This window comes from Microbulbifer elongatus, from assembly GCF_021165935.1.
Lineage (GTDB): Bacteria > Pseudomonadota > Gammaproteobacteria > Pseudomonadales > Cellvibrionaceae > Microbulbifer > Microbulbifer elongatus.
In genome coordinates this window covers 1,597,501-1,621,855 of sequence record NZ_CP088953.1, presented here as the reverse complement: position 1 = coordinate 1,621,855, position 24,355 = coordinate 1,597,501, and the positions used below count along the sequence as shown (strand labels likewise).

Genomic DNA, 24,355 nt, shown 5'->3' with positions numbered 1-24,355 from the left:
GGATTTTATGCACAAACCATGACGACTGCAGTGCCGAAAGCTGCCGAATTACGAAATCCACAGGGAAAAGTCACGGATTCCTGTCAATTCAGGCCAGAGAACAGTCGATGAAGGACAGGCGTTGATACCGTTGATCGAAAGGACCTGCGCGCAACGGCAGCGCCGGCAGGCAGCCCGGCATAGATACGCCGGACCGAGGGATCGGGTTCACTCCAGATCGGCAGTGGCCCGGTCTGAGAAGACTGTGAGTGTCAGGAGAGGATCGACTCCAGAAAATCGGACATGTCGGCTTCCTCTGTGGCCAGCTGCCCCGTACCGAACTCTGCATTCCAGTCGAGCAGAATCCGCGCCAGGTCCCGCGCCTGATCCGCCAGCGCCACCAGCTCTTCCTTACAGTTTTTGGGACCGGTATACAGCTTCAGGCGCCGGTGACTGTTGGCGAGGTCGTGATGCGGATATTTGGACCGGTACACCTCAAGTTTCCAGCGCAGCGAATGCACCATATTCCGGTAAAACACCAGCTTGGTGGGCAAATGTAACAGCGAGAAGTCTTCCAGGTCGCCGAACAGGGTGCAGTCTACCGCCAGCACCTGAATTTCCTGTCCGACCGGTGCCGCCACGATAGTCGCACTGCGAGGCTCGGCCAGAAGCATGGAGAGGTCCCCGAACACCTCACCGGGACGAATCACCGCCAGGGGGCGGTCTCCCCGGGAGGCCGCGGTGTCATCCACATGCACCTGCAGCTCGCCGCGCAATAGAAAATATACCCACTGATCCACGTCACCCGCGTGCAGCAGAGCCTCTCCCGGATTGAGGGATACCAGCCGGGAGCGTTTCAGCAAAACATCGTACTGCCACTCGCTGGTGGCACGGATATCGCGGAAAAGGTGAATAACATTTAATAGGCGATCCACGGCGTCACGCGGGTAATCGCTAAGCAGCTTGTAATCCATGTAAATCTTGACTGTTGCGTCGACTTTCAATTGCGGCGGTGGGAAGTTCCCGGCACCGCCCCTGCGCACCACCGTTATTTTCGTGCACTATCCGATGACGCATTCTAGGTGCAAAGTGACGAGTGTCTGCCCTAGGATTTCGGGAAATTGAAAAAACGAGACATTTTACCCATTTCAGGGTTGAACTCCATTGCAGTTGCAGTAGAGTTGAGCAGACCCTGGATCAAAATCGCGCTATAGGTGGGCAAATTATAACCGGCGAACCCGGTGTGTGTTTTGCCCGCGACCAAGGTGCGGATTTTGCCCGGGCCGCGCCTTTCGGGGGGAAGGTGCGACCGAAGCAGCTGACCATCCTCAGGGGTATATGGAAGGGGACTCAGTGCTTTACCTGCCGGTTTCTGCCCATCCGGCGACAAAAAGATACCAACGCAAAAATGAAATCGATAAAACTCGTCATTGCCCTGCTGCTGTTCGCTTCGGCCCTGACAGCCAAAGCGGCACCGCTCCTGAACGGACTGGCACTGGAGCAGCAATTCAATAAAGACCGCTATATCGTCGGCGTTTACTCGGAACAGCTTTCCGATAATGCCAGCGCGCTGTTAGACAGCAATATGCCGCGCAGCCTGCAGGTGCGTGTCATTGCCGACCGGCTCTCGGCGCGCCGTTTCCGCAACCAGTGGATGGAAGGTATCGCGATCAACAATGCCGGCGACACGCTCGCCAGCCAGGCTGACAACATGGTTACCTTCGCCAACCTTTTTAAAGGCCGGCTGATGAGAGGGGACCATCTGCGCATTGATTACGCCCCGGATACTGGCACCACCTCGGTCTCCCTGAATGACATCATGCTCGGCATGGTTGAAGACCGAGAGTTCTTCAATACCCTGCTGCGCGCCTGGATTGGTCCCGTGCCACCGTCGACCGAGTTTCGCGACAACCTCCTCGGTGCAGGTCAGGTAGATTCCGGCCTGCTGGCTACATACGAGTCTCTGCAGCCGGGCGCTGATCGCGTGGCCCAGGTCGCCGCGATGGTTGACGAACAAGAGGCCGAGCAAGAAGCTGCCGCCGAGCCCAAGCCCGAACCCGCCAAGCCCGCGCAGGTCGCAACCGCCAAACCGAAACTGACTGCCGACATTCCGCCGCCCACTCTGGCTGCAATAGGCACCGCCGCGGTACAGCAGCCTGCCGCCAAAACCGAAGCACCCGCGGAAGAAAAGCCGGCGCCGGCGCGCACCGAGCCCAAGCCGGCCGTCGCCACAACCACACCATCAACCCAGCCTAAACCACTGAACCCGACCACCACGCGCCCGACAAGCCCGCCGCTGGATGAAGAGGAAGAGCTGGAAGAAGAAGACGAAGCGCCGCTGACCGCGGATATGATTCTGGCACGCCAGATCTACCATTCCATGCTGCTGCGCCACACATTCAAGCACATCCGCTACCCGAAACGCGCCCAGGAGCGTGGCCAGGAAGGCAGTGTGCGCCTGAATGTCACCATTGACAGTAAAGGCAACGTCACCGATGTCAGCACGCTGCAGGAATCCCGCTACTCCAGCCTGAACCGCGAAGCGCTTGAAGCCGTGGAACGCGCGGGGCCCTACCCTGCCACTCCGGCACAGCTGAAGATGGAGAAGTATCGATTCTCGGTACCCATTACCTTCCGCCTTCCGGACTAAGCCCAGCTCGATTCACCCCAAAGCCCCGCTCAGCGGTAATGCTGTTCACTTAAGCGGAGCAGCACGACGATTCACCGGATAGCGGGTTTTGCTGATCTTTACCGTCCTCGGCCTAGAAGGCCGAGGACGGTCCTCTAAAAACAGGTTCCCAATCCCCGCCCTAAGCTCCGATAAGCGCGCTCCAGTCCTTGATAATGGCTGAGCCGCGGCCATGACAATCAGCTGCGCGGCAATATACTGGCATGCGAACTTAAAGCGTATCCTGGCTGGGTTTCCCCCGTGAGCGACCGCTGCCTGGCTTGCCTCTCGACGTATCACGTTGTACGCCAACAGTAGCCCCCACACTTCCTGATAAACCAGTTCCACGGTCTTGCTACGTAGGGTGACGGCGTTGTGCTGCATGGAACTTTTGATGTCACGGAAGCCGATTTCGATTTCCCAGCGCTCTTGGTAGAGCTTCGCAACGGCTTTAGTGCCATAAGTATCTGCCGGTAGCGAGGTAAATACCGTTTTGTTTTTGCCATTATGCTTGTAGCTCACTGCTCGAACTTCCCAGTACTCGGGAAGGGCCGGATTGCGCTTCCGAGCCTGGGGGGAGACCTTCATTCGCAGTAGTCGATCATTTTTGTTGTAGACCTCCACTGTCTCACTGACCAGGCCTTTGCGCTCGGGGATCAGCCAGTGGCGTTGCGTGTTCTGATCCGCCCACCGCAGCAAAAGGTCTGCACTCCAAAAACCCTTATCAAACAGGGTTACGGAGGCTTCCGGCACCTGATTCATAAACTCATCGGCCAGGCGTATTTCGCTGCGTCGGTAAGGGCTTAGCTCTGCATTCAGAAGTACATGTGAACGTACGTTCATTAGAGCAACCAGGCGCATAAGAGGGTACGGAGTTTGCCGGTTTGTGCTCGTGTTACCGGAGCCAAAATGATCTCGCAGCTCAGGAGTATCTTGAGTGCGCAACAGCGCGCCATCGACAGCGAGAACTTGCAATCCTCGCCATTCATCTTCGGGGTAACGCTCATGTCCCCAGTGCACCCCGGTACGTTGAAATAGCCACTGAACGGGGTTAGCACCAAGACGCTGTCGCGCCTTTGATACCCCGCTTGGCGCCAACAGGCTATCGTTCGCGAGCCCCTGAGCACAGATATTGAGCCTGCGGGCAACTTCTGAGACCGGTTCATTCCTGAACAGGGCCATGCCCAGCACGAGCCAGAGTACCTGATCGGCGGGAAGTCGACGGCGGCGAATAGTGGCTTGCGAGGATAACTGCAGAGCGGAATCCACCCATTCAACGGGAATGTTCTGGGTGAAGGTACTCAGGTCACAGAAGGACTGGAGGGCATCAATATCGAAGAGAGACTGCTGAAGAGACACAAAAAAATCCGGTTTCCTGATCTGGAAACCGGATTTTCCGGGGCCCCACCTTAGGCTGCAATGCTTAAGTGAACAGCATTACCGCTCAGCGGGGCTTTTTTATTTGCCAGTTTCCGTCGCTCGACAGAAACCACTCGCCGCAGCAATGCTTGCCGCCAACTCCCACCGCCGCATACTATGGGTACCATCCAAACTTCGTCCGGCCCGCCATCCGGACTACCTCCAATAAAAGCCCAAAAGGCCAACCATGAAAAAACTGCTGTTACCCCTGGCGATAGCCACAGCCATCACCGCTGCAGGCGGCTGCGCCAAATCTGACAATGACGCTGTCGAAAGTGCCGAGAGCAAGCCATCCGCTGAGCAGACGGCCACTGCCACGCTCAGCTCGGGTATCGACCTGAGCGCCATGGACACCAGCGTACGCCCACAGGACGACTTCTATTCCTACGTGAACGGCACCTGGATTGAAAATACCGAAATTCCCGCGGATAAATCCCGCTGGGGCGGATTCAGCATCCTTCGCGATAAGGCCACCGAAGAAGTAAAAGCGCTGATCATGGAAGCCGGTGAGCACGCCAACAGTGCGGCAGCCAAACAGATAGGCGACCTTTACAACAGCTACATGAATGAAGAGCTGATTGAAAAGAAAGGCCTGGGCGCCATAGAAGACGAGTTGGCAAAAGTTGATGCCATCCAATCACACAAAGATCTCGGCGACTTTTTCGCTTATGCAGACACCGTTGGCTACAGCACCCCGTTCAGTGCCGGTATCTGGCAGGATCTGAAGGAAGTCGAGAACTACATCACTGTGGTCTGGCAGGGTGGCCTCGGGCTACCCGATCGGGACTACTACTTCGATGAGTCCGAAAAAGGCCAGAAGTTGCAGCAGGCCTACCGCGACTACCTGATCAAAATGCAGAAAATCGCCGGTCTGGATAATCCTGAGCAAAATGCCGACCATATTATCCAGCTGGAGAAAAACCTGGCCGAACACCATCGTACCCGGGTGGAAAACCGCGACCCGGACAAATACTACAACAAGCTCAGTGTCGCCGAGCTGCAGGCGCTGCTACCGGTTCTCGACCTGGAAAGCTACCTGAATAAAGCGCACCTGGAAAAGGCCGAAAGCTTCATGGTCGGCCAGCCCGAGTATCTGGAAGCGGCGAATACGATCATCGCCGATACCGACCTGGCAACCTGGAAGCGTTACCTGAAATTGAAGGTGCTCTCTGCAGCGGCGCCCTATCTGCATAGCGAGATCGCACAAACTGATTTTGACTTTTACAGCACAACCATCCGCGGTGTTAAACAGATGGAACCCCGCTGGAAGCGTGCAGTGCAGTTCGTCAATGGTTCCGTGGGTGAACTTGTGGGCCAGCGCTATGTGGAAAAATACTTCCCGCCGGAAGCCAAGGCGCGCATGGTCAAACTGGTGGACAACCTCAAGGCAGCGTATAAGGAATCCATTGAATCCCTGACCTGGATGAGTGACGACACCAAGAAGGAAGCCCTGACCAAGCTGGCCAACTTCACCACCAAAATCGGGTACCCCGATAAATGGCGCGACTACAGTGCGCTGCAGGTAAGCGCCGATGACCTGGTGGGCAACGCCATCGCCGCGACCCTGTTTGAAACCAAGCACGAGCGCGCCAAACTCGGCCAACCGCTGGATCGTGGCGAGTGGGGTATGAGTCCACAGACGGTCAACGCCTATTACAACCCGGCGATGAACGAAATCGTGTTTCCCGCAGCGATTTTGCAGCCCCCATTCTTTAATATGAATGCGGATGACGCGGTCAATTATGGTGGTATCGGCGGTGTGATCGGCCACGAAATTGGCCATGGCTTCGACGACAAGGGCTCCAAGTTCGATGGGAAAGGCTACCTGAACAACTGGTGGACCGAGTCTGACCTGAAAAATTTCGAGCAGCTCACCGGAAAGCTGGTTGCCCAATACAATGGTTTCGAGCCGCTGGAAGGCGAGCGTGTAAACGGCGAGCTGACCCTGGGTGAAAATATCGGCGACCTGTCCGGACTCGGCATTGCCTACAAGGCGTACAAAATGTCCCTGGACGGAAACGAAGCCCCGGTGATCGACGGCTTTACCGGCGACCAGCGGGTATTCCTCGGCTGGGCGCAGGTATGGCGCAGCAAGATGCGCGATGAGGCCCTGAGCGAGCGTCTCAAGACCGATCCGCACTCCCCGGCGGAATACCGTGTTCAGGGCGTACTGCCAAATATCGAAGCATTCTACTCCGCATTTGACGTGAAAGAAGGCGACGGTATGTACCTGCCGGAAGAGGAGCGAGTGGTTATCTGGTAACTATCGCTCCATTCCCAGCCCGCCAGAGCACGATTCCAGTGCTTTGGCGGTGTCGCCCCAGTCCATTGACTTCGCCTCAGATATTTCCCGCAATTCCGTCTGCCCCTCGCTGAGTGAATGGCTTACCATAGTTCGTCAAAGGACTTTGGAAAGATCCCTATGGCCCACAAAAACCAATTCCAACTACTCGGCAGCCGTCGCTTTCTGCCCTTCTTCTGTACCCAATCACTGGGCGCGTTCAATGACAATGTATTCAAGAATGCCCTGATCGTAATGATCGCGTTTCGCCTGGCCACCGCGGAGGCGAACTTTCTGATCAACCTGGCCGCAGGCCTGTTTATCCTGCCATTTTTCCTGTTTTCCGCCACCGCCGGTCAGGTAGCGGACAAGATTGATAAGAGCACCCTGATTCGCCGGATCAAGCTGGCAGAAATCGGTATCGTGCTGTTTGGAATTGGTGCCCTGTACAGCGGCAACAATTATCTCTGCCTGCTGGTGCTGTTTCTACTGGGTGTCCAGTCCGCCTTTTTCGGGCCGGTGAAGTACGCCATTCTACCGCAACACCTGCGGAAAGCGGAGTTGGTGGGCGGTAATGCCCTGGTGGAAATGGGAACCTTTGTCTCGATTCTCACCGGCACCATCGTCGGCGGCCTGCTGGCGGGCTTTACCGGTGAAGGGGAACCCGGGCTACTGTGGATCTCAGCCGTGATTCTGGTCACGGCGATTACCGGTTACCTGGTGAGTCGCGCCATTCCCCAGGCAGTGCCGCCCGCCCCGGATCTGCAGATCAACTACAACCCGGTAACCCAAACCAATCGCATTCTGAAAGAAGCCGCAAAAACACCCGCCGTGTTTTACGCGATCGTCGGTATTTCCTGGTTCTGGCTGCTGGGTGCGGCCTACCTGACCCAGATCCCCAGCCTGACCCGCAATGTGCTGGGCGGCGGTGAGTCCCTGGTTACTCTTCTACTGTGCTGCTTCACCATCGGGGTCGCCATCGGCTCACTGTTGTGCGGGCGCCTTTCCGGGGGACGGGTGGAGCTCGGCCTGGTACCCATTGGCGCCGCAGGTCTGACCGTGGTCGGCGTGTTACTGGCGTCAGCCACCGGTAATTACCAGCCACCCGTAGAGCCCACGGTCGCCGCGTTCTGGGCGAATGAAGGCGCACCTGCCATTCTCATCAATCTCACATTGATCGGTATCTTTGGCGGCTTCTTTATTGTGCCACTTTACTCAATGATGCAGGAGCGCTCCGACGCAACCATCCGCGCACGCATCATCGCGGTCAATAACGTGATGAACGCGTTGTTCATGGTGGTGGCAGCCATCCTCGGCATCGTTTTCCTGAATGTGCTGGGCGCCACCATTCCACAATTCTTCCTGGTTATCGCACTGATGAATGCGGCGGTAGCCATCTTCGTGTTTACCCGCGTGCCGGAATTCGCCATGCGCCTGCTGATCTGGCTGCTGTCACACACCATGTATCGGGTAAACCATGAGGGGTTGGAGCGCATCCCTGCAGAAGGCGCGGCCATTATTGCCTGCAACCATGTGAGCTATGTGGACGCACTGTTGCTGGCCGGGGCAATACGCCGCCCGATACGCTTTATCATGTATAAACCGATCTACGAAATTCCGGTACTGCACTTTATTTTCAAAACCAGCCGCGCTATTCCGATCTGCTCGAAACAGCAGGACCCGGAAGGTTATGCCCGGGCGTTTGCAGAGATTGAGCAGGGGCTGAAAGATGGAGATCTGCTGTGTATTTTCCCGGAAGGACAGCTGACCAAAGATGGAGAATTACAACCCTTCAAAGCCGGCATCGAGAAAATCCTGCAGCGCACACCGGTACCGGTCATCCCCATGGCTTTGCGTGGGTTATGGGGGAGTTTTTTCAGCCACAAGGATGGCAATGCCTTTAGCACGCTGCCCCGGCGTTTCTGGTCACGAGTCTGCGTGGTGGCGGGGAGCCCGCTGGCGGCGGCCGAGGTGAAAGCGGAAGCACTGCAGGAGACCGTAGCGGATTTGCGCGGAGAAGCGCGCTGATTTAGCGGCCTGATAGACGGCTCCCGGCAAAAACAAAAACGCCGCGATAGCTCTCGCGGCGTTTTTGTGTGCGGCGAATGGTAAACGCGGCTTACAGAGCGCTGATGGCCCCTTCATAGCTGGGTTCATCAGCGGTTTCGGCAACCTGCTCGGTGTAGAGCACCTTGCCATTTTCATCGATCACGACTACCGCGCGGGATAGCAGACCTTTGAGCGGGCCGCTTTCAAAGGTGACACCATAGTCCTGACCAAAGTCGGAGCGGAATGCGGAACCCAGTTTTACATTGTCCAACCCTTCAGCCCCACAGAAGCGGGTCATGGCGAACGGCAGATCCGCGGACACACACACCACAACGGTGTTTTCTAAAGAGGAAACTTTCTCATTGAAGGTGCGCACAGACGTTGCACAGGTGGACGTGTCCACAGAAGGGAAAATATTCAGCACCACGCGTTTGCCCGCGAGATCCTGCAGGGTGATGTCAGAGAGGTCACCCTGTACCAGGGTAAAGGCTGGAGCTTCACTGCCAACCGCCGGAAGTTCACCAACGGTGGTAATCGGGTTTCCTTGCAATGTGATATTGGCCATTTACGTATTCCTTGACTTGCCGGTTAAAAGTAACCGGAGCATGACGACGCACTATGCCAATGTCAATCGACCCCCGCAGAATTCAGGTTACAAAAAAGCCCTACAAATAGCAGGGCTTTGAGTGGCTGCACTGGAATCGGATATCAGTGTTCGGCGGGCACCCGTCCGAAATCCCCTTCCATTTCTGCGGCCAGAAATGACATAACCACCCAGGCCGCAACATTCTGCTTCAGATTGTCCGGGTCAACCTTGTCCAGTGTGTCGTTGGGCGTATGGTGGTAATCGAAGTAATCGGTACCATCCTGGTACAGCCCCATTGCCGGTACACCGCGGGCGACAAATACGCTGCTGTCCGGACCACCGGAAGATTTGTTGTTGCCGCGTTCAATGCCCAACGGCGCCAGCAGCTGCATCATCTGGTCAGCAATGGTAAATTTGCTTTCCGGGATACGGGTGTCGAAGCGCCAGACTTTACCCGCGCCAAAGTCGGATTCTGACACCATGATAATGTTGTCCAGTTCATCCTGATGGGCATCCACATACTGGCGGGCGCCGACCAGACCGATTTCCTCTGCACCAAACAGCACCACACGCAGAGTACGGCGGGGGCGTTGGGGCAGTTCCGAGATCAGGCGTGCCGTTTCCATCACGATGGCGACACCCGCGCCATCGTCGAGAGCACCGGTGCCTTCATCCCAGCTGTCCAGGTGCGCGCCGATCAGTACCACCTCTTCCGGTTTCTCGCGGCCCACCAGTTCGCCAATCACGTTAAAGGACGGACCATCTGCCAGCGGCTCGTTATGTACGTCCAGCTTGACCTCCACCGGCTTGCCCCGCTCGAGCATGGCTTCCAGCAGGTTCGCATCCGGTGCTGACAGGGCCAGTGCCGGCACCGGGTTGGCCACACCGTCAATGGACATCATGCCGGTATGGGCAAACCGGTCTGAGTCGGTGCCCACCGAGCGCAACAGCAGGGCGGCGGCGCCTTTCTCTGCAGCCGCACGCATACCCTTACTGCGCCCCTGTACCGCCGGGCCATACCCCTCGCCAGTGCGGGCGCGCTCCATTCGCTTGTTGATAAAGGCGATCTTGCCTTTGACCTTGCGTGCCGGCGCTTTCATCAGCGCCTCAACATCCGCGAACTCGACGATCTCTGCATTCAGTCCGCCCTCTGGCGTCGAGGCGCCGTAGCCAAGGGAGGACACCACCAGGGGTTGCGGGAAAGGTGCGGTAACTTCGGCATGCGCGTGACCGCGGGCCCAACGCTTTACATCAATCTGCTCCGTATACACCCGGTCAAACCCGAGGTCCTGCATCTTCTGCTGTGCCCAGGCCACCGCGCGCTCGTCGCCCTTGGTGCCGGCGCGGCGCGGTCCGACCTCAACGGTGAGGGACTCCACCAGACTGTACGCATCAGAAGACTCCAGAGCGCGATCGCGCAGCACTTCCGCAACAGACAGATCTTCCTGCTTTAACGGTGCGGCCTGTGCCGCGACGATCAGCAACGCTGCAGTAAGGCTCCCGGTGACGGTGGCAAGCGGTTTCAACACTCGGTTCAACATTGGTTTCTCCAGTTACAGCTTGTGGAAATTATTTTCGTGCTCGGGGTTTGGTATCTGTCAGGTATTCAGCCGGTGCACCCGCAGTCAGTCTTGCGGCGGCAGTGCAAGTAAGCGCTCACGCACCTCGCGCAGCTTTTCGAGCCCGCGGTCAGAAAAGAGATACGGCATTTTGCCGGTGTATTCCTCTTCTTCGATTTTGAGGCACGCCAGGCGCAAGGCTTCCAGAGGTGGATCGTGGCGCATCGGGTAACCGGTAAGCACCCGCCATTCATTGTCATCCGCCTGCCCGGCGATCACGTCTTCCAGTCCCTGCCGAAACTGTGTGCGCTCCATTCTGAACCGGGGGGTGCGCATATGCATCAGCCCCCAGATAATCAGCGCAAAGACGACAAATGAAATACACAGCGTTATGACGATTGTCACAGGTGATACCTCCATCAGCTAGCGGATGACCACCCGAGCGACAGTCAGTCCGCATCCACAAAATCGGTCTGGTTCTCGGGATTGCGCCCACGGTACTTGCTGAAACGGCGCTGGATTTCACGCATATCTTCGTCCAGGTTGCCCGTGGTGCGGTAGAGTGAATCTACACAGATTCGCTTGGTGGGGAAATCCCAGGCCACCAGCAATACCGGTACATTGGCCGCATGGGCAATCCGTAAAAAGCCGTTCTTCCACTTGGTGGCTTTCTTCCGCGTCCCCTCCGGAGTAATGGCAACCCACATTTTATCGTGGTGTTTGAACTGGCTGGCTACCTGCTTGGCCATGCCGCCCGCCGCACGACGGTCGGTGGGGATCCCACCCAGCCACATAAATAAGCCTTTGAAGGGGAAGAAAAAGGCTTCTTTCTTCATCAGCCAGGAAGCTTTCAATTTCAGTGCCATGATGAATGGCATTGCCACCACAAAGTCCCAGTTGGAGGTATGCGGGGCCAGCGCCACCATCAGTTTTTTCTCGGGTGGAAATTCCCCGTCAAATTGCCAGCCCAACATCTTTACAATCAGTAGTCCGATGGCCTGGGTAAACCAGTTACCGGTGCGCGGCATTTCTTCCGGTAGTTGTGCGGGAATCGTTGTTTTCTTAACAGCTGTCACTGCAACAATCTCTTTCACTAAGGGCGTAATGGTTTTACGAATCAGTGTTCGCGGGTGGCGTAGAAGCGAACTTCGGGGTAGCGCTCTTCCGCCAACTGCAGGTTTACCCGTGTCGGAGCAAGGTACGTCAGGTGTCCTGAGCCATCCAGGGCCAGGTTGCTGCTGGCCTTGCGCTTGAAGTTATCCAGCTCCTTCGCGCTTTCACTGTCAACCCAGCGGGCGGTGTTCACATTGACATTTTCGTAAATGGCTTCCACCTTGTATTCGTCTTTCAGGCGGTAAGCCACCACTTCAAACTGCAACACCCCCACCGCGCCAACAATAATGTCGTTGTTGTCCAGCGGGAAGAATACCTGCGTAGACCCCTCTTCCGAGAGCTGCTGCAGCCCCTTCTGCAGCTGCTTGAGTTTCAGCGGATCCTTCAGGCGAATACGGCGAAACAGTTCCGGGGCAAAGTTGGGGATACCGGTAAACTTGAGACTTTCGCCCTCCGTGAAGGTGTCGCCAATCTGGATAGTGCCATGGTTGTGCAGACCGATAATATCCCCCGCGATCGCTTCTTCTACATGGGTTCGGTCACCGGCCATGAACGTCACAGCATCGGCAATTTTCACATCTTTGCCAATCCGTACGTGTTTCATTTTCATGCCGCGACTGTAGGTGCCTGAACACACTCGCATAAAGGCAATGCGATCGCGGTGTTTGGGATCCATATTCGCCTGAATTTTGAAAACAAACCCGGAGAACTTCTCTTCGCTCGGCTGCACCTCGCGCTCGTTGGTATCCCTTGACTGGGGGCCCGGTGCCCACTCTACGAAACCGTCGAGCATTTCGCGCACACCGAAATTGCCCAGCGCCGTACCAAAAAAGACCGGCGTCAGTTTGCCCGCGCGATAGGCTTCCAGGTCAAACTCGTGAGTGGCGCCCCGCACCAGATCAATTTCTTCGCGAATCTCTTCGGCCTCGTCCCCCAGCAGGGCCGTCGCCTCATCACTATCCAGCCCCTTGATCTGCAGGTCTTCCGGGATGGTGTGCCCCTGCCCCTGCTTGAACACATGAATCGTGTCGGTGTACAGGTTGTACACTCCCTTGAAGCGTTTGCCGGAAGCAAGCGGCCAGTTAATCGGTGCGGCCTGGATATCCAGTACCTCCTCGATCTCATCCATCACTTCGATCGGATCGCGAATATCCCGGTCGAGCTTGTTGATAAACGACAGGATCGGGGTGGTACGCAGACGGCACACATTCATCAGTTTGATGGTGCGGTCCTCGACACCCTTGGCGCCATCAATCACCATCAGCGCCGAGTCCACCGCCGTCAGTACCCGGTAGGTATCTTCAGAAAAGTCTTCGTGCCCGGGGGTATCGAGAAGATTGACCACACGCTCCTTGTAAGGGAACTGCATTACCGAGGAGGTCACGGAGATACCGCGCTCCTGCTCCATGGTCATCCAGTCTGAGCGCGCATGAGGCCCCTTTTTGCCCTTTACCGAGCCCGCCAGCTGAATGGCGTTTCCGAACAGAAGCAATTTCTCGGTCACCGTGGTTTTACCGGCGTCCGGGTGGGAAATAATGGCAAAGGTACGGCGGCCATTGATGCCCGCCAGAGAAGAGGATTGACCCATAATGCACACAATCGAGCTGGATAAAAAACAGGCGCGCATTATACACGGCGGCGCACTTCTCTGGGGGCTGTTAGACTGCAAAAAGCATATTAGTGATCGAGGTGAATAATGAGTCAGGAAAGGCTGGATGCACTGTATCAGGCATTACAGGAACAGGGAGTCCAGGGTTTTCTGGTTCCCCGGTGTGACGAGTACCAGAACGAATATGTCCCACCCTGCGATGAGCGACTCGCCTGGCTGACCGGCTTCGATGGTTCCGCCGGGCTCGCGGCGGTGGCCCACCAGCGCACCGCGCTTTTTGTTGATGGCCGCTACACCCTGCAGGCACAGCAACAGATTGGCGATCAGTCCATCGCGCAGAAAAACCTGTCCGCCAATGAGATTGCGCGCTGGTTATGCACAACGCTGACAGCGGGCGATACCCTCGGATACGATCCGCGCCTGCATACAGAGCGCGGTCTCGCGCCCCTGCGCCAACCGCTGCAGGATCAGGGAATTCAACTGCGCCCCCTGGACCAGCATCCCATCGACGCAATCTGGACGGACCGCCCCGCCGCCCCCAGCGGCCCGGCCCGGCCACATCCTCTGGCCTTCAGTGGCGAGGAATCCGCGGACAAACGCGCCCGGATTGCCAGCCAACTTGCCGAACGCCAACAGGACGCACTCTGGCTTGCAAACCCGGAGGTCTGCGCCTGGCTGTTCAATATCCGTGGCAGCGACATCCCCCACTTGCCGGTCGCCCTGTCCATGGGATTACTGTACCGGGATGGCAGTGCCACACTGTATCTCGCCCGGGAGGCGGTCAGTGATGCCCTGCGTCAGCATCTGGGAAATGACGTCAAGCTGGTTCACGACAAGCGCGCACTGTTCCATGCGGCCGAACAGCAGCACGTGCAGCGGGTCTGGGCAGACCCACTACTCAGCAACTGCTGGAGCCTGCAGCAATTCCGCGAACGCGACATGCAGGTATTTCTCGAGCCGGATCCGATCACCAGCGCCAAGGCGTGTAAAAATCCCGTCGAGCTGGAAGGTAGCCGCGCAGCACATATTCGCGACGGCGCCGCGCTGTGTGAGTTTCTCGCGGCGCTGCCGAATGCGGTGCAGGATGACGACTTCGGGGAGCTGGAAGCGGTACAACTACTGCGCCGCAAGCGGGAACAGCGGGAGGGGTTCACCGACGACAGTTTTGACTCCATTTCCGGCTATCGCGGCAATGGCGCCATCGTCCATTACCGGGTCACACCGGAGTCCAGCCAGACGATGCGCGCCGAGGGCATCTACCTGATCGACTCCGGCGGCCAGTATCCCGATGGCACCACTGATGTCACGCGCACCCTTGCCCTTGGGGCCTTCCCCCCGAGCGCCCGGGAACACTTTACCCGTGTACTCAAGGGACATATCGCCATCGCATCTCTGCGCTTTCCCAAGGGAACTTTCGGCGAGCAGATCGATGCCTTCGCGCGCAAGTCCCTGTGGGATGCCGGCCTCGATTATGCGCACGGTACCGGACACGGTGTCGGCAGCTTTCTCAGTGTGCACGAAGGGCCGCAGCGCATCGGCAAAGCCAGCTCTCAGGTGGCGCTGGAACCCGGCATGATTCTTTCCAACGAGCCGGGCTTTTACCTAACCGGCGAATACGGAATCCGGATCGAGAACCTGGTTTTCATCAAAGACAGCAGTCGCTATCCCGGGTTTCTGGAATTTGAGGAATTGACCCTGGCACCCATCGACCAGCAATTGATTGATCCAACACTGCTCACCGCCGAGGAGATCCAGTGGCTGAACGATTACCACCACAAGGTACGCCAGACGCTGGAGCCGCTGGTAAGCGAGAGCACTCGCGACTGGCTTGTTGCGGCAACGGCACCGATCAGGGCGCAGTGACAGCAGTGGTTGATGGGCTGGGCGCCCTCTCTACGGGTGCGTCCGATTCCTCACTCAGGTCACCGCTACCCGGTCGCTCCCGCCAGAAAGGCAGCATCTCAGCCAGCACCCGCCGGCTGACCTCCGGCTCCAGGGCATGCCCCATACCGGAAATTGCTGCAAATCGTGCGCCGGGGATTTTTTCTGCAGTATCGCGGCCATGATCCAGAGGCAGCAGAGGATCACTCTCGCCATGGAGCACCAGCGTAGGCACAGCGATGGTATTCAGCAACGCGGTGCGGTCACCACTTGCCAGAATAGCCTGGAACTGTCGCACGGTACCCGGACCATAACTGCCGCGATTCAGTACCCGTTGCGCAAGCTGTCGCGCATAGGCTTCGGAGAAAAACTCTGGTGAGCCAATAGTACGCGCGATACTGATCCGATTGGCCAACTCCTGCTCTCGCGCCAGACCTGATTTTGCCCCGGAAGCCAGCGCGGACATCGCCTCAGGTCGCGGCTCGCTGAGCTCGGGCGCGCCGGAGCTCGACATGATCGAGGTAAGGGTTATCGCCCGCTGGGGATATTCCGCCACCAGAACCTGCGCAATCATTCCCCCCATCGAGGCACCCACAATGTGTGCCCGCTGGATATCCAGCGCCTGCAATACGCCCACGGCGTCCGCAGCCATATCGCTCAGACTGTAGGCGGGCGCGGGGGCGAGACCGACTTTTGCCCGCACCATGGTCCACCACACCGGAGGAGCCGATAGGCGATAAAATTTTTGCGACAGGCCGGCATCCCGGTTGTCGAGCAACACCACACGGTAGCCCTGATCGAGCAGCCCCTGCACCAGGGTGTCTCCCCAGTGCAGCATCTGGGCGCCCAGTCCCATGATCAGCAGGACCGGCTCACCGTCCTGCGGCCCCATATCCTGATAGGCGATGGAAGTTTGCCCCACCGTAGTAAAGTGGATCGGATACCGGTCAAACGGGCTTTCAGCAGCGATAGTCTGCGCTGCCAACCCCATCCACAACAACATGGCCCGATACATACTTCGCCACCCGCACCCCTTGCGCATCGTCAACCTCACCGTTTTATTTCGCTAACAACTGTTCAGCTCGCTCGGTGCTGGCCGCAAGGTAACGGCGTAGCCACCACCAGGCCAGCGCGCCAACGGCCAGGTTGGCGATAAGCGTGGCGACGAACAGTCCGTAAATTCCCCAAAAATAATTACCCACCCAGGCCAGGGGCAGATACAGCCCGAGCACGCGCAGAAAGGAAATAATCGTTCCGGGCAGCGGATGGCCAAGACCATTGAATGCCGCGTTGGCAGACATTACAAACCCATAGCCCGCGTAACTGAACGGCACCAGGCTCAAATAAGCCACGGCCACCGCGAGCACTTGCGGCGAGTCACTGAATAAGGTCGCGATATGCCCGCCAACAAGCCAGAGCAAAACCCCCAGTGCAACCCCGAACAGAATACAGAAACGAGCAAGCACCGCGATGGTTTCGTCCAGTCGCTGCCGTTTTCCCGCTCCGGCATTCTGTCCCATAAAAGGCCCCACTACCGACGACAGCGCATAGAAAACGATCAATGCGAGAGGCTCAATCCGCAGGGCGATACCGAGGCCGGCCACTGCATCCGCACCGTGCGCCGCTACCAGTGCCACGACCACACCACCCGATATGGGAATGATGACGTTGGTGGCGATGGCCGGGAGCCCCACTCTCAACAGGCTCGACCAGGAGTCTTTCAGCAAACGCCATTTCACCGTTGGTACCGACAGCAACTGTTCGCGCCGCGCCAGAACATACAGTGCGATAAAAAAGCTGACACCCCGTGCAATCACGGTGGCGAGGGCTGCACCCTGTAGTTCGAGACGCGGGAAGCCAAGCAGCCCGAAAATGAGCAATGGATCAAGAATCAGATTGAACAGAGCCACCGCCATCATGATGCGACCGGTAAGCGCACTGTTGCCAATGGCTCGCAGCGCCGACAGAGATACCATGGGCACCACGGCGAACAGCGCTCCCCAGTACCAGGGCACCATGTACTCGGTAATTAGCGGCAGCAGTTTCTCCGGCGCACCGAGCAGGCGGAACAGAGGCTCAAGGGTAAGTAGTCCAAGCACGCTGACACACACCGCGAGCAGCAGGGCCAGCAATGTTGCATCGGTTACCAGCCTGCGCACTCGCGACATATCACCTGCACCGTAGGCGCGAGCAACGGCCGAAGAGGTGCCAGCACCCAGCCCGATGGCGAGCGCATTGATCACCATCACCACGGGAAAGGTGAAGCTCATCGCCGCTAGCGGCCCGTCACCCAGCTGAGAGACAAAATAGGTATCTACCACGTTGAATGACATAGTAGCGAGAATCCCCCACACCATGGGAAGAGCGAGCCGCTGCAGGTGTGCGGCAACAGCGCCCTCCAGGAGTGACGGCTGAGACTGATGGGTAGCCATTCAGATTCCGGGGTTAGTGAGGATTATCCGTTCGGCAGGGCAACTGAACGGCCACTTACAGTACCAGACTCATCAGCAGCGCGTCTTCCCGGCTGCCGTCAGGCTTGGGGTAGTAATTTTTACGACGACCATCTTCCGAAAAGCCGAGTTTGCGGTACAGCGCCCGCGCCGGTCGGTTGGACGCCCGGACCTCAAGCAGCACGCGCGCCACATCTTCCGGGAATTGCGCGAAGACATGCTGCAACAATTGAGCGCCGATACCAAGATTTCGATAATTGGGAGCCACGGCGACATCCAGAATTTCGGCCTCGTCAAACAGGCGGCTCACTACGCAGCAGGCGACAATCGGTCTCGTCTGTAAATCTGCAGCTTCTGTAGAGCGCAGTACCCAGCAATGGTGGCCGGCCTTCAGGCTATCGCGGTATTGCCCGGCGCTCCAGGGGTGACTGTGGGCACTGCGAGCGAGTGTGGCGAGAATTTCGCAATCCTCCTCGCCGGCGCGTTCGAAATCCAACGGCGACGTCCTTTGCAGAGCGGGTGCGGTATATGGGTTTGGAGGATTCAAGAGCGGCTTCCGTGATCAGCAAGAATCGTTTGCCGGGTCTGTGCACTTAACGGCTGCGAGTCTGTTCCGGATAGAGGTTGCGCAGCAACTGCCAGAGGTCCCGCTTGCGCGACGGTTCCTTGAGTAGCTCCGTCAGACTGGGCATTGCCACCACGGACGTTCCCTGCCAGTCGTTGGCCGCAGCCGCGAGCGGTACGGGTGCGCAGTAGGCCTGTGCCTGCGCCCCCATCAACCAGATCCGCTTCACTGAACGGCGCCCACAGGCCGCCTCCAGCCAACTTCCGCAGGTCTCCCGCGCGTCACTGGCGCCAGCGGCGGTCGCAAACGGGTTTTCGGCCAGTGGCCACTTGAGCTTATCGCGCTCAGTAGGCAACTGATGCCAGCCCAGCGCCCGCACAATATTACCAAACAGGGATTCCACCGGCAGTGCGGTACCCGGTTCCCGGCTATCCACCGCCAGTAATTCTTCGCCCAACCACCAGCAGCTGAGCACAAACGGTGATACCGGCTTCTCCGGCGCCGCCACGGGCACCACTTTGGTCGGAGCGGGTACCCTGGTCTCCGCGGTCAGACTGCCAACAACCCGCTCCACTTCCACTGGCACCGTCGCTGGCGCTACCTGCGCTTGAGCCGGCGCGTCGGCGGCGGGCGGCACCGGTGCACCCATCGACTGCATCAGCGCGTCCGCGGACGCGGGCCGGGGTTCAGACTCAGGCTGAACCGGCGGGGGCAGCTGCGCCTGGCTAGGCTCTGCCGCAAGTGGCAGACGGAACCTGGGCATATAGCTGGTCACGCCCAGTGCCATCAGGTATTCCGTCCGCTGTAACTCGTTCACGTGATTCCCCGCTGGCTTCTGAATCAGACGCCGGTTGGCTTACTGCTTTTACTGGCGAGCAAGTTTAACGCATCCAGGTAGGCTTTGGCGGACGCCACCAGAATATCTGTATCGGCACCGACGCCATTGACCAGCTGGCCATCACGCTCCAGTCGCACCGTCACACTACCTTGAGAATCCGTACCCTGAGTGACCGCATTCACCGAGTAAAGCTGCAGGTCGGCCTGACTGCCTACAACCGATTCAATGGCCTTGAAGGTTGCGTCCACCGGGCCACTACCTTCGGCACTGCAGGTTTTTCTCTCCCCGTCGATCACCAGCTCCAGCTGGGCCTGCGGGTTACTGCCACTTTTGCTGCGCACCTCAAGGTCCGCCAGCTGAAAGTGTTCAACCGGGTCTGCGGCACCGGATATCAGTGACTGTAAATCCTCATCGAAGATCTCGTGCTTTTTGTCAGCAAGATCTTTGAACCGCTGGAACAGCACGTTGAATTCCGCCGGATCTGCAAAGGTGACTCCCAGCTCTTCATAGCGGGCTTTGACCGCCGCCCGCCCGGAATGCTTACCGAGAACCAGTCGGTTCTGCCCCCAGCCGACATCTTCCGCGCGCATGATTTCATAGGTCTCGCGATGCTTCAGTACGCCGTCCTGGTGGATTCCGGATTCATGGGCAAACGCATTGGCGCCAACAATGGCCTTGTTCGGTTGTACCGGAAAACCGGTAATCGAGGACACCAGGCGGGAGGTGGGAACAATATGAGTGGTGTCGATACCGGTTTCCACCGGATACAGATCCTGGCGCGTGCGCACAGCCATCACAATCTCTTCGAGGGAGGCATTACCCGCGCGCTCCCCGAGACCGTTGATGGTGCATTCCACCTGCCGCACACCGTTCATGACGGCGGACAGGGAGTTGGCGACTGCGAGCCCCAGATCGTTGTGACAGTGGGTGGAGAAGATGGCCCGATCGGAGTTGGGCACATTTTCGATGACCCGTTTGAACATGGCCCCGTATTCACCGGGCTCGCCATACCCTACGGTATCCGGAATATTGATGGTACCCGCACCCGCCTTGATCACTTCTTCAATGATGCGGTACATGAACTCCGGTTCCGAGCGACTGCCATCCTCCAGAGAAAACTCCACGTCATCGGTAAACTGACGCGCGGTTTTCACGGCCTCCACGGCCTGTCGCAACACATCTTCCGGCTCCATCTGAAGCTTGTACTTCATATGAATGGGAGAGGTGGCAATAAATGTGTGGATACGCGAGGCATTGGCTTTTTTCAACGCCTCGCCGGCACGCAGAATATCCGGGCCGACCGCGCGGGCAAGGCTGCAGACACGGGAATCCTTTACGGTTTCTGCAACAGCCTGCACGGCTTCAAAATCCCCCTGACTGGCGATCGCGAAACCCGCCTCGATCACGTCCACACGCATACGCTCAAGCATGGAGGCGATACGGATTTTCTCTTCCTTGGTCATGGAAGCGCCGGGACTCTGCTCACCATCACGCAGGGTCGTATCAAAAATGACTAATTTATCTTTTTTAGCGTTCATTGGGGCTCTTCTCCTAGTCTGGCCCGAGGCTAAACAGCGGTACCGCCGCTGTCTACGCGCTGCTCAAATTAAGTACGGAATTCTGTAGAGAGGTATGGGGATAAAATTATATGCCGCGTTGCAGCAGTCGTAGCAGGCTTGCTAGTCGTAGGAGGGCAGGAGAATTTGCAGCGCGATGACGTGTAAAGATGGTTTGGATCGTCTCCGCGAAGACGCAGGAGACCCGGTGCCGTACGCCCGACAACCAATTGCCGGCGGATTGACTGGGGTTCATGTCTGTATCCGTATATCAGAATAAATAGTTCACTAGCTGCCAGCTAAGGGGCTACACATGTAGCCCACTCTGACGCTGCAAACTATAGACCCAACACCCCCGACACATCAACGCCCATCCTAATAAACAGGTATTCACTGAGCATTTAAGCAAAAAATCAACCAATATAAACATCAAAAATAGGACATATCGGTTAACGTTTCGATGTCCGGAACTTACTGATGGCAGAGAACGGCTACCCCTGACCGCCTTACAACAGTGCCTCGATATCAGCCGCCAGCGCCTCCGGCTTATCCTTGGGTGCGTAACGTTTCACCACAGCCCCGTCTCTCCCTACCAGAAACTTGGTAAAGTTCCATTTGATTCGCTCAGTGCCAAATATCCCCGGAGCCTCTTGTTTAAGGTGCGAAAATAGCGGGTGCACATCGCTCCCGTTGACGTCCACCTTCGCGTAGATCGGAAAACTCACTCCAAAGTTGAGCGTACAGAACTCCTGAATCTCGCTATCACTGCCGGGCTCCTGGTGACCAAACTGGTTGCAGGGAAATCCGAGCACCATCAGTCCTCGATCTTTGTATCTGCGGTACAGATCTTCCAGCCCCTGATACTGTGGAGTGAAGCCGCACTGACTCGCCGTGTTCACTACCAGCAATACCTTCCCCTCGAACTCCCCCAGCGTCATTTTTTTGCCTTCGCTGGTACGCACCGGGATGTTGAAGATATCCGCCATGGAATGACTCCCTAAGTTTCTGTGGTCAATTTAGTGAGTGAATATATCGCGTGCATCACACAGCGCAAGACAATTCACAGGTCTGTATTCTCTTCACAGGCAATATGGAACTACCTGTGCATATCCTTAGCGATTGATTTAATAAACAAATTAAAACTTATGCACAGGCCGGTTACGCACAGAAACCTTGGACAGAGCTGTGGGTAAGTGCGGGATATTGGATGTGAGTGGCGTGGTTACTGGGATTGGAGAAGCGTCTAAAAAAACGTCATATTGGCTGGGCGATTTTGAATATAGCAGTGCTTCGCGCTGCCAGGTAGTGAGAGAATTTCATCGTATCCCATATGAAAAAAGCCCTGACCGCGTGAGCGATCAGGGCTTTTGGAATAGAAGCCTGACGATGACCTACTCTCACATGGGGAATCCCCACACTACCATCGGCGATGTTGCGTTTCACTTCTGAGTTCGGCAAGGGATCAGGTGGTTCCACAACTCTATTGTCGTCAGGCAAACTGGCTTGGGTTGGCGTGGTCTTATAAGCACTTGGCTCGGCCTGCCTGTTATCGCTGTTTGCCTCGATCAGCTTTCTGATCGGCGATAACCCCAAATAAGTCGGTAAAACATTCTGTAGTAATACACCGCAAGAACTGTATGTCTCGTCTCGCGCACAATCCGCTGATCTCTCGTTCGATCAGTAATCGTTAGTAACCATCTCTGTTGTATGGTCAAGCCGCACGGGCAATTAGTACTGGTTAGCTCAACGCCTCACAACGCTTCCACACCCAGCCTATCAACGTGGTAGTCTTCCACGGCCCTTCAGGACTCTCAAGGAGTCAGGGAGATCTCATCTTGAAGGAGGCTTCCCGCTTAGATGCTTTCAGCGGTTATCCCGTCCGAACATAGCTACCGGGCAATGCCACTGGCGTGACAACCCGAACACCAGAGGTTCGTTCACTCCGGTCCTCTCGTACTAGGAGCAACTCTTCTCAAATCTCCAACGCCCACGGCAGATAGGGACCGAACTGTCTCACGACGTTCTAAACCCAGCTCGCGTACCACTTTAAATGGCGAACAGCCATACCCTTGGGACCGGCTTCAGCCCCAGGATGTGATGAGCCGACATCGAGGTGCCAAACACCGCCGTCGATGTGAACTCTTGGGCGGTATCAGCCTGTTATCCCCGGAGTACCTTTTATCCGTTGAGCGATGGCCCTTCCATACAGAACCACCGGATCACTATGACCTACTTTCGTACCTGCTCGTCATGTCTGACTCGCAGTCAAGCGCACTTATACCATTATGCTCATTGCATGATTTCCGACCATGCTGAGTGCACCTTCGTACTCCTCCGTTACTCTTTGGGAGGAGACCGCCCCAGTCAAACTACCCACCATACACTGTCCTCGATCCGGATAACGGACCAGAGTTAGAACCTCAAACATACCAGGGTGGTATTTCAAGGATGGCTCCACTGCAACTGGCGTCACAGTTTCAAAGCCTCCCACCTATCCTACACAAGTAGGCTCAAAGTTCAGTGCAAAGCTGTAGTAAAGGTTCACGGGGTCTTTCCGTCTAGCCGCGGGTACACTGCATCTTAACAGCGATTTCAATTTCACTGAGTCTCTGGTGGAGACAGCGTGGCCATCGTTACGCCATTCGTGCAGGTCGGAACTTACCCGACAAGGAATTTCGCTACCTTAGGACCGTTATAGTTACGGCCGCCGTTTACCGGGGCTTCGATCAAGAGCTTCGCATACGCTAACCCCATCAATTAACCTTCCGGCACCGGGCAGGCGTCACACCCTATACGTCCACTTACGTGTTTGCAGAGTGCTATGTTTTTAATAAACAGTCGCAGCCACCTGGTCACTTCGACCGGCCTCAGCTTAGGGAGCAAGTCCCATCACCAAAACCGGCGTACCTTCTCCCGAAGTTACGGTACCATTTTGCCTAGTTCCTTCACCAGAGTTCTCTCAAGCGCCTTGGTATTCTCTACCTGACCACCTGTGTCGGTTTAGAGTACGGTTCGCAATTGCCTGAAGCTTAGAAGTTTTTCCTGGAAGCATGGCATCAACCACTTCACTTACCGAAGTAAGCTTCGTCGTCAGCTCTCGGCCTTAGGGACCCGGATTTGCCTAAGTCCCCAGCCTACTACCTTAAACACGGACAACCAATCGCCGTGCTGGCCTAGCCTTCTCCGTCACTCCATCGCAGCAATTGCAAGTACAGGAATATTAACCTGTTTCCCATCGACTACGGCTTTCGCCCTCGCCTTAGGGGCCGACTAACCCTGTCCCGATTAGCGTTGGACAGGAACCCTTGGTCTTCCGGCGGGGAGGTTTTTCACCCCCCTTGTCGTTACTCATGTCAGCATTCGCACTTGTGATACCTCCAGCAAACCTCACAGTTCACCTTCAGCGGCTTACACAACGCTCCTCTACCATGCTCAAAGAGCATCCGCAGCTTCGGTTATCAGTTTGAGCCCCGGTATATCTTCCGCGCGGGCCGACTCGACTAGTGAGCTATTACGCTTTCTTTAAAGGATGGCTGCTTCTAAGCCAACCTCCTAGCTGTCTGGGCCTTCCCACATCGTTTCCCACTTAACTGATATTTGGGACCTTAGCTGGCGGTCTGGGTTGTTTCCCTTTTCACGACGGACGTTAGCACCCGCCGTGTGTCTCCCGCGATTGCACTCCACGGTATTCGGAGTTTGCATGGGGTTGGTAAGTCGGGATGACCCCCTAGCCCAAACAGTGCTCTACCCCCGTGGGTGAGACGCGAGGCGCTACCTAAATAGCTTTCGAGGAGAACCAGCT

At 56.9% G+C, this 24,355-nt stretch carries 17 protein-coding genes and 2 rRNA genes (1 of these 19 cut by a window edge); 4 read left to right on the top strand and 15 right to left on the bottom strand.

Annotated elements, in window-relative coordinates; all coding sequences use genetic code 11:
* Positions 1 to 251: 251 nt before the first annotated feature.
* Positions 252 to 953 carry a cyclic nucleotide-binding domain-containing protein gene (locus tag LRR79_RS06600; protein WP_231759577.1) on the bottom strand — a complete coding sequence of 234 codons (702 nt, stop codon included), beginning with the start codon at positions 951 to 953 and terminating at the stop codon, positions 252 to 254.
* A 434-nt stretch (positions 954 to 1,387) separates the two neighbouring features.
* Here LRR79_RS06600 and LRR79_RS06595 point away from each other — a divergent pair, with 434 nt between their 5' ends.
* Positions 1,388 to 2,629 carry a TonB family protein gene (locus tag LRR79_RS06595; RefSeq protein WP_231759576.1) on the top strand — a complete coding sequence of 414 codons (1,242 nt, stop codon included), beginning with the start codon at positions 1,388 to 1,390 and terminating at the stop codon, positions 2,627 to 2,629.
* Between the two features lie 45 nt (positions 2,630 to 2,674).
* Here the strand turns inward: LRR79_RS06595 and LRR79_RS06590 are convergent, their stop codons facing one another.
* Positions 2,675 to 3,979, bottom strand: coding sequence for an IS4 family transposase (locus LRR79_RS06590; RefSeq protein ID WP_407665239.1), 1,305 nt, complete (start codon positions 3,977 to 3,979; stop codon positions 2,675 to 2,677).
* A 274-nt stretch (positions 3,980 to 4,253) separates the two neighbouring features.
* Between LRR79_RS06590 and LRR79_RS06585 the strand changes: the two genes are divergently transcribed.
* Together LRR79_RS06585 and LRR79_RS06580 are read left to right on the top strand one after the other, a co-directional pair.
* Entirely contained in the window at positions 4,254 to 6,329 is a 2,076-nt protein-coding gene (locus tag LRR79_RS06585; protein WP_231759575.1) for a M13 family metallopeptidase, read from the top strand.
* Between the two features lie 159 nt (positions 6,330 to 6,488).
* Entirely contained in the window at positions 6,489 to 8,375 is a 1,887-nt protein-coding gene (locus tag LRR79_RS06580; protein WP_231759574.1) for an MFS transporter, read from the top strand.
* 91 nt (positions 8,376 to 8,466) lie between these two features.
* Here LRR79_RS06580 and tpx read toward each other — a convergent pair whose 3' ends face one another.
* The 5 genes from tpx to LRR79_RS06555 all read right to left on the bottom strand — a co-directional run bounded on the left by tpx (position 8,467) and on the right by LRR79_RS06555 (position 13,242).
* Positions 8,467 to 8,961 carry a thiol peroxidase gene (gene tpx / locus LRR79_RS06575; protein WP_231759573.1) on the bottom strand — a complete coding sequence of 165 codons (495 nt, stop codon included), beginning with the start codon at positions 8,959 to 8,961 and terminating at the stop codon, positions 8,467 to 8,469.
* A 143-nt stretch (positions 8,962 to 9,104) separates the two neighbouring features.
* On the bottom strand, positions 9,105 to 10,523 hold the full coding sequence (locus LRR79_RS06570) for a M20/M25/M40 family metallo-hydrolase (RefSeq protein ID WP_231759572.1): 1,419 nt from the start codon (positions 10,521 to 10,523) through the stop codon (positions 9,105 to 9,107).
* 84 nt (positions 10,524 to 10,607) lie between these two features.
* Positions 10,608 to 10,946, bottom strand: coding sequence for a hypothetical protein (locus LRR79_RS06565; protein WP_231759571.1), 339 nt, complete (start codon positions 10,944 to 10,946; stop codon positions 10,608 to 10,610).
* 44 nt (positions 10,947 to 10,990) lie between these two features.
* A complete protein-coding gene (locus LRR79_RS06560) occupies positions 10,991 to 11,617 on the bottom strand; it encodes a lysophospholipid acyltransferase family protein (RefSeq protein ID WP_231759570.1) in 627 nt (208 codons plus the stop codon).
* Positions 11,618 to 11,658: 41 nt separating this feature from the next.
* Positions 11,659 to 13,242 (bottom strand): peptide chain release factor 3, encoded by a 1,584-nt coding sequence (locus LRR79_RS06555; RefSeq protein WP_231759569.1) that lies wholly within the window; start codon positions 13,240 to 13,242, stop codon positions 11,659 to 11,661.
* 108 nt (positions 13,243 to 13,350) lie between these two features.
* Between LRR79_RS06555 and LRR79_RS06550 the strand changes: the two genes are divergently transcribed.
* Entirely contained in the window at positions 13,351 to 15,126 is a 1,776-nt protein-coding gene (locus tag LRR79_RS06550; protein WP_231759568.1) for an aminopeptidase P family protein, read from the top strand.
* Here the strand turns inward: LRR79_RS06550 and LRR79_RS06545 are convergent.
* From LRR79_RS06545 to LRR79_RS06510, 8 genes are all read right to left on the bottom strand, one after another.
* Positions 15,113 to 16,159, bottom strand: coding sequence for an alpha/beta fold hydrolase (locus tag LRR79_RS06545; protein WP_231759567.1), 1,047 nt, complete (start codon positions 16,157 to 16,159; stop codon positions 15,113 to 15,115). The two genes, LRR79_RS06550 and LRR79_RS06545, sit on opposite strands and share 14 nt — an antisense overlap.
* Positions 16,160 to 16,202: 43 nt before the next feature.
* Entirely contained in the window at positions 16,203 to 17,576 is a 1,374-nt protein-coding gene (locus LRR79_RS06540; protein WP_231759566.1) for an MATE family efflux transporter, read from the bottom strand.
* Positions 17,577 to 17,631: 55 nt separating this feature from the next.
* Entirely contained in the window at positions 17,632 to 18,090 is a 459-nt protein-coding gene (gene rimI / locus LRR79_RS06535; RefSeq protein WP_231759565.1) for a ribosomal protein S18-alanine N-acetyltransferase, read from the bottom strand.
* 97 nt (positions 18,091 to 18,187) lie between these two features.
* The gene (locus tag LRR79_RS06530; protein ID WP_231759564.1) at positions 18,188 to 18,976 is read right to left on the bottom strand and encodes a hypothetical protein; all 789 of its coding nucleotides are present in this window, start codon (positions 18,974 to 18,976) and stop codon (positions 18,188 to 18,190) included.
* Between the two features lie 23 nt (positions 18,977 to 18,999).
* Entirely contained in the window at positions 19,000 to 20,535 is a 1,536-nt protein-coding gene (locus LRR79_RS06525; RefSeq protein ID WP_231759563.1) for a 2-isopropylmalate synthase, read from the bottom strand.
* Positions 20,536 to 21,059: 524 nt separating this feature from the next.
* Positions 21,060 to 21,539, bottom strand: a complete 480-nt coding sequence (locus LRR79_RS06520; protein ID WP_231759562.1) for a glutathione peroxidase — start codon at positions 21,537 to 21,539, stop codon at positions 21,060 to 21,062.
* Positions 21,540 to 21,931: 392 nt separating this feature from the next.
* A 5S ribosomal RNA gene (gene rrf / locus LRR79_RS06515) occupies positions 21,932 to 22,047 on the bottom strand.
* 213 nt (positions 22,048 to 22,260) lie between these two features.
* Positions 22,261 to 24,355: ribosomal RNA gene (locus LRR79_RS06510) — 23S ribosomal RNA — on the bottom strand; it runs 787 nt beyond the window's last position.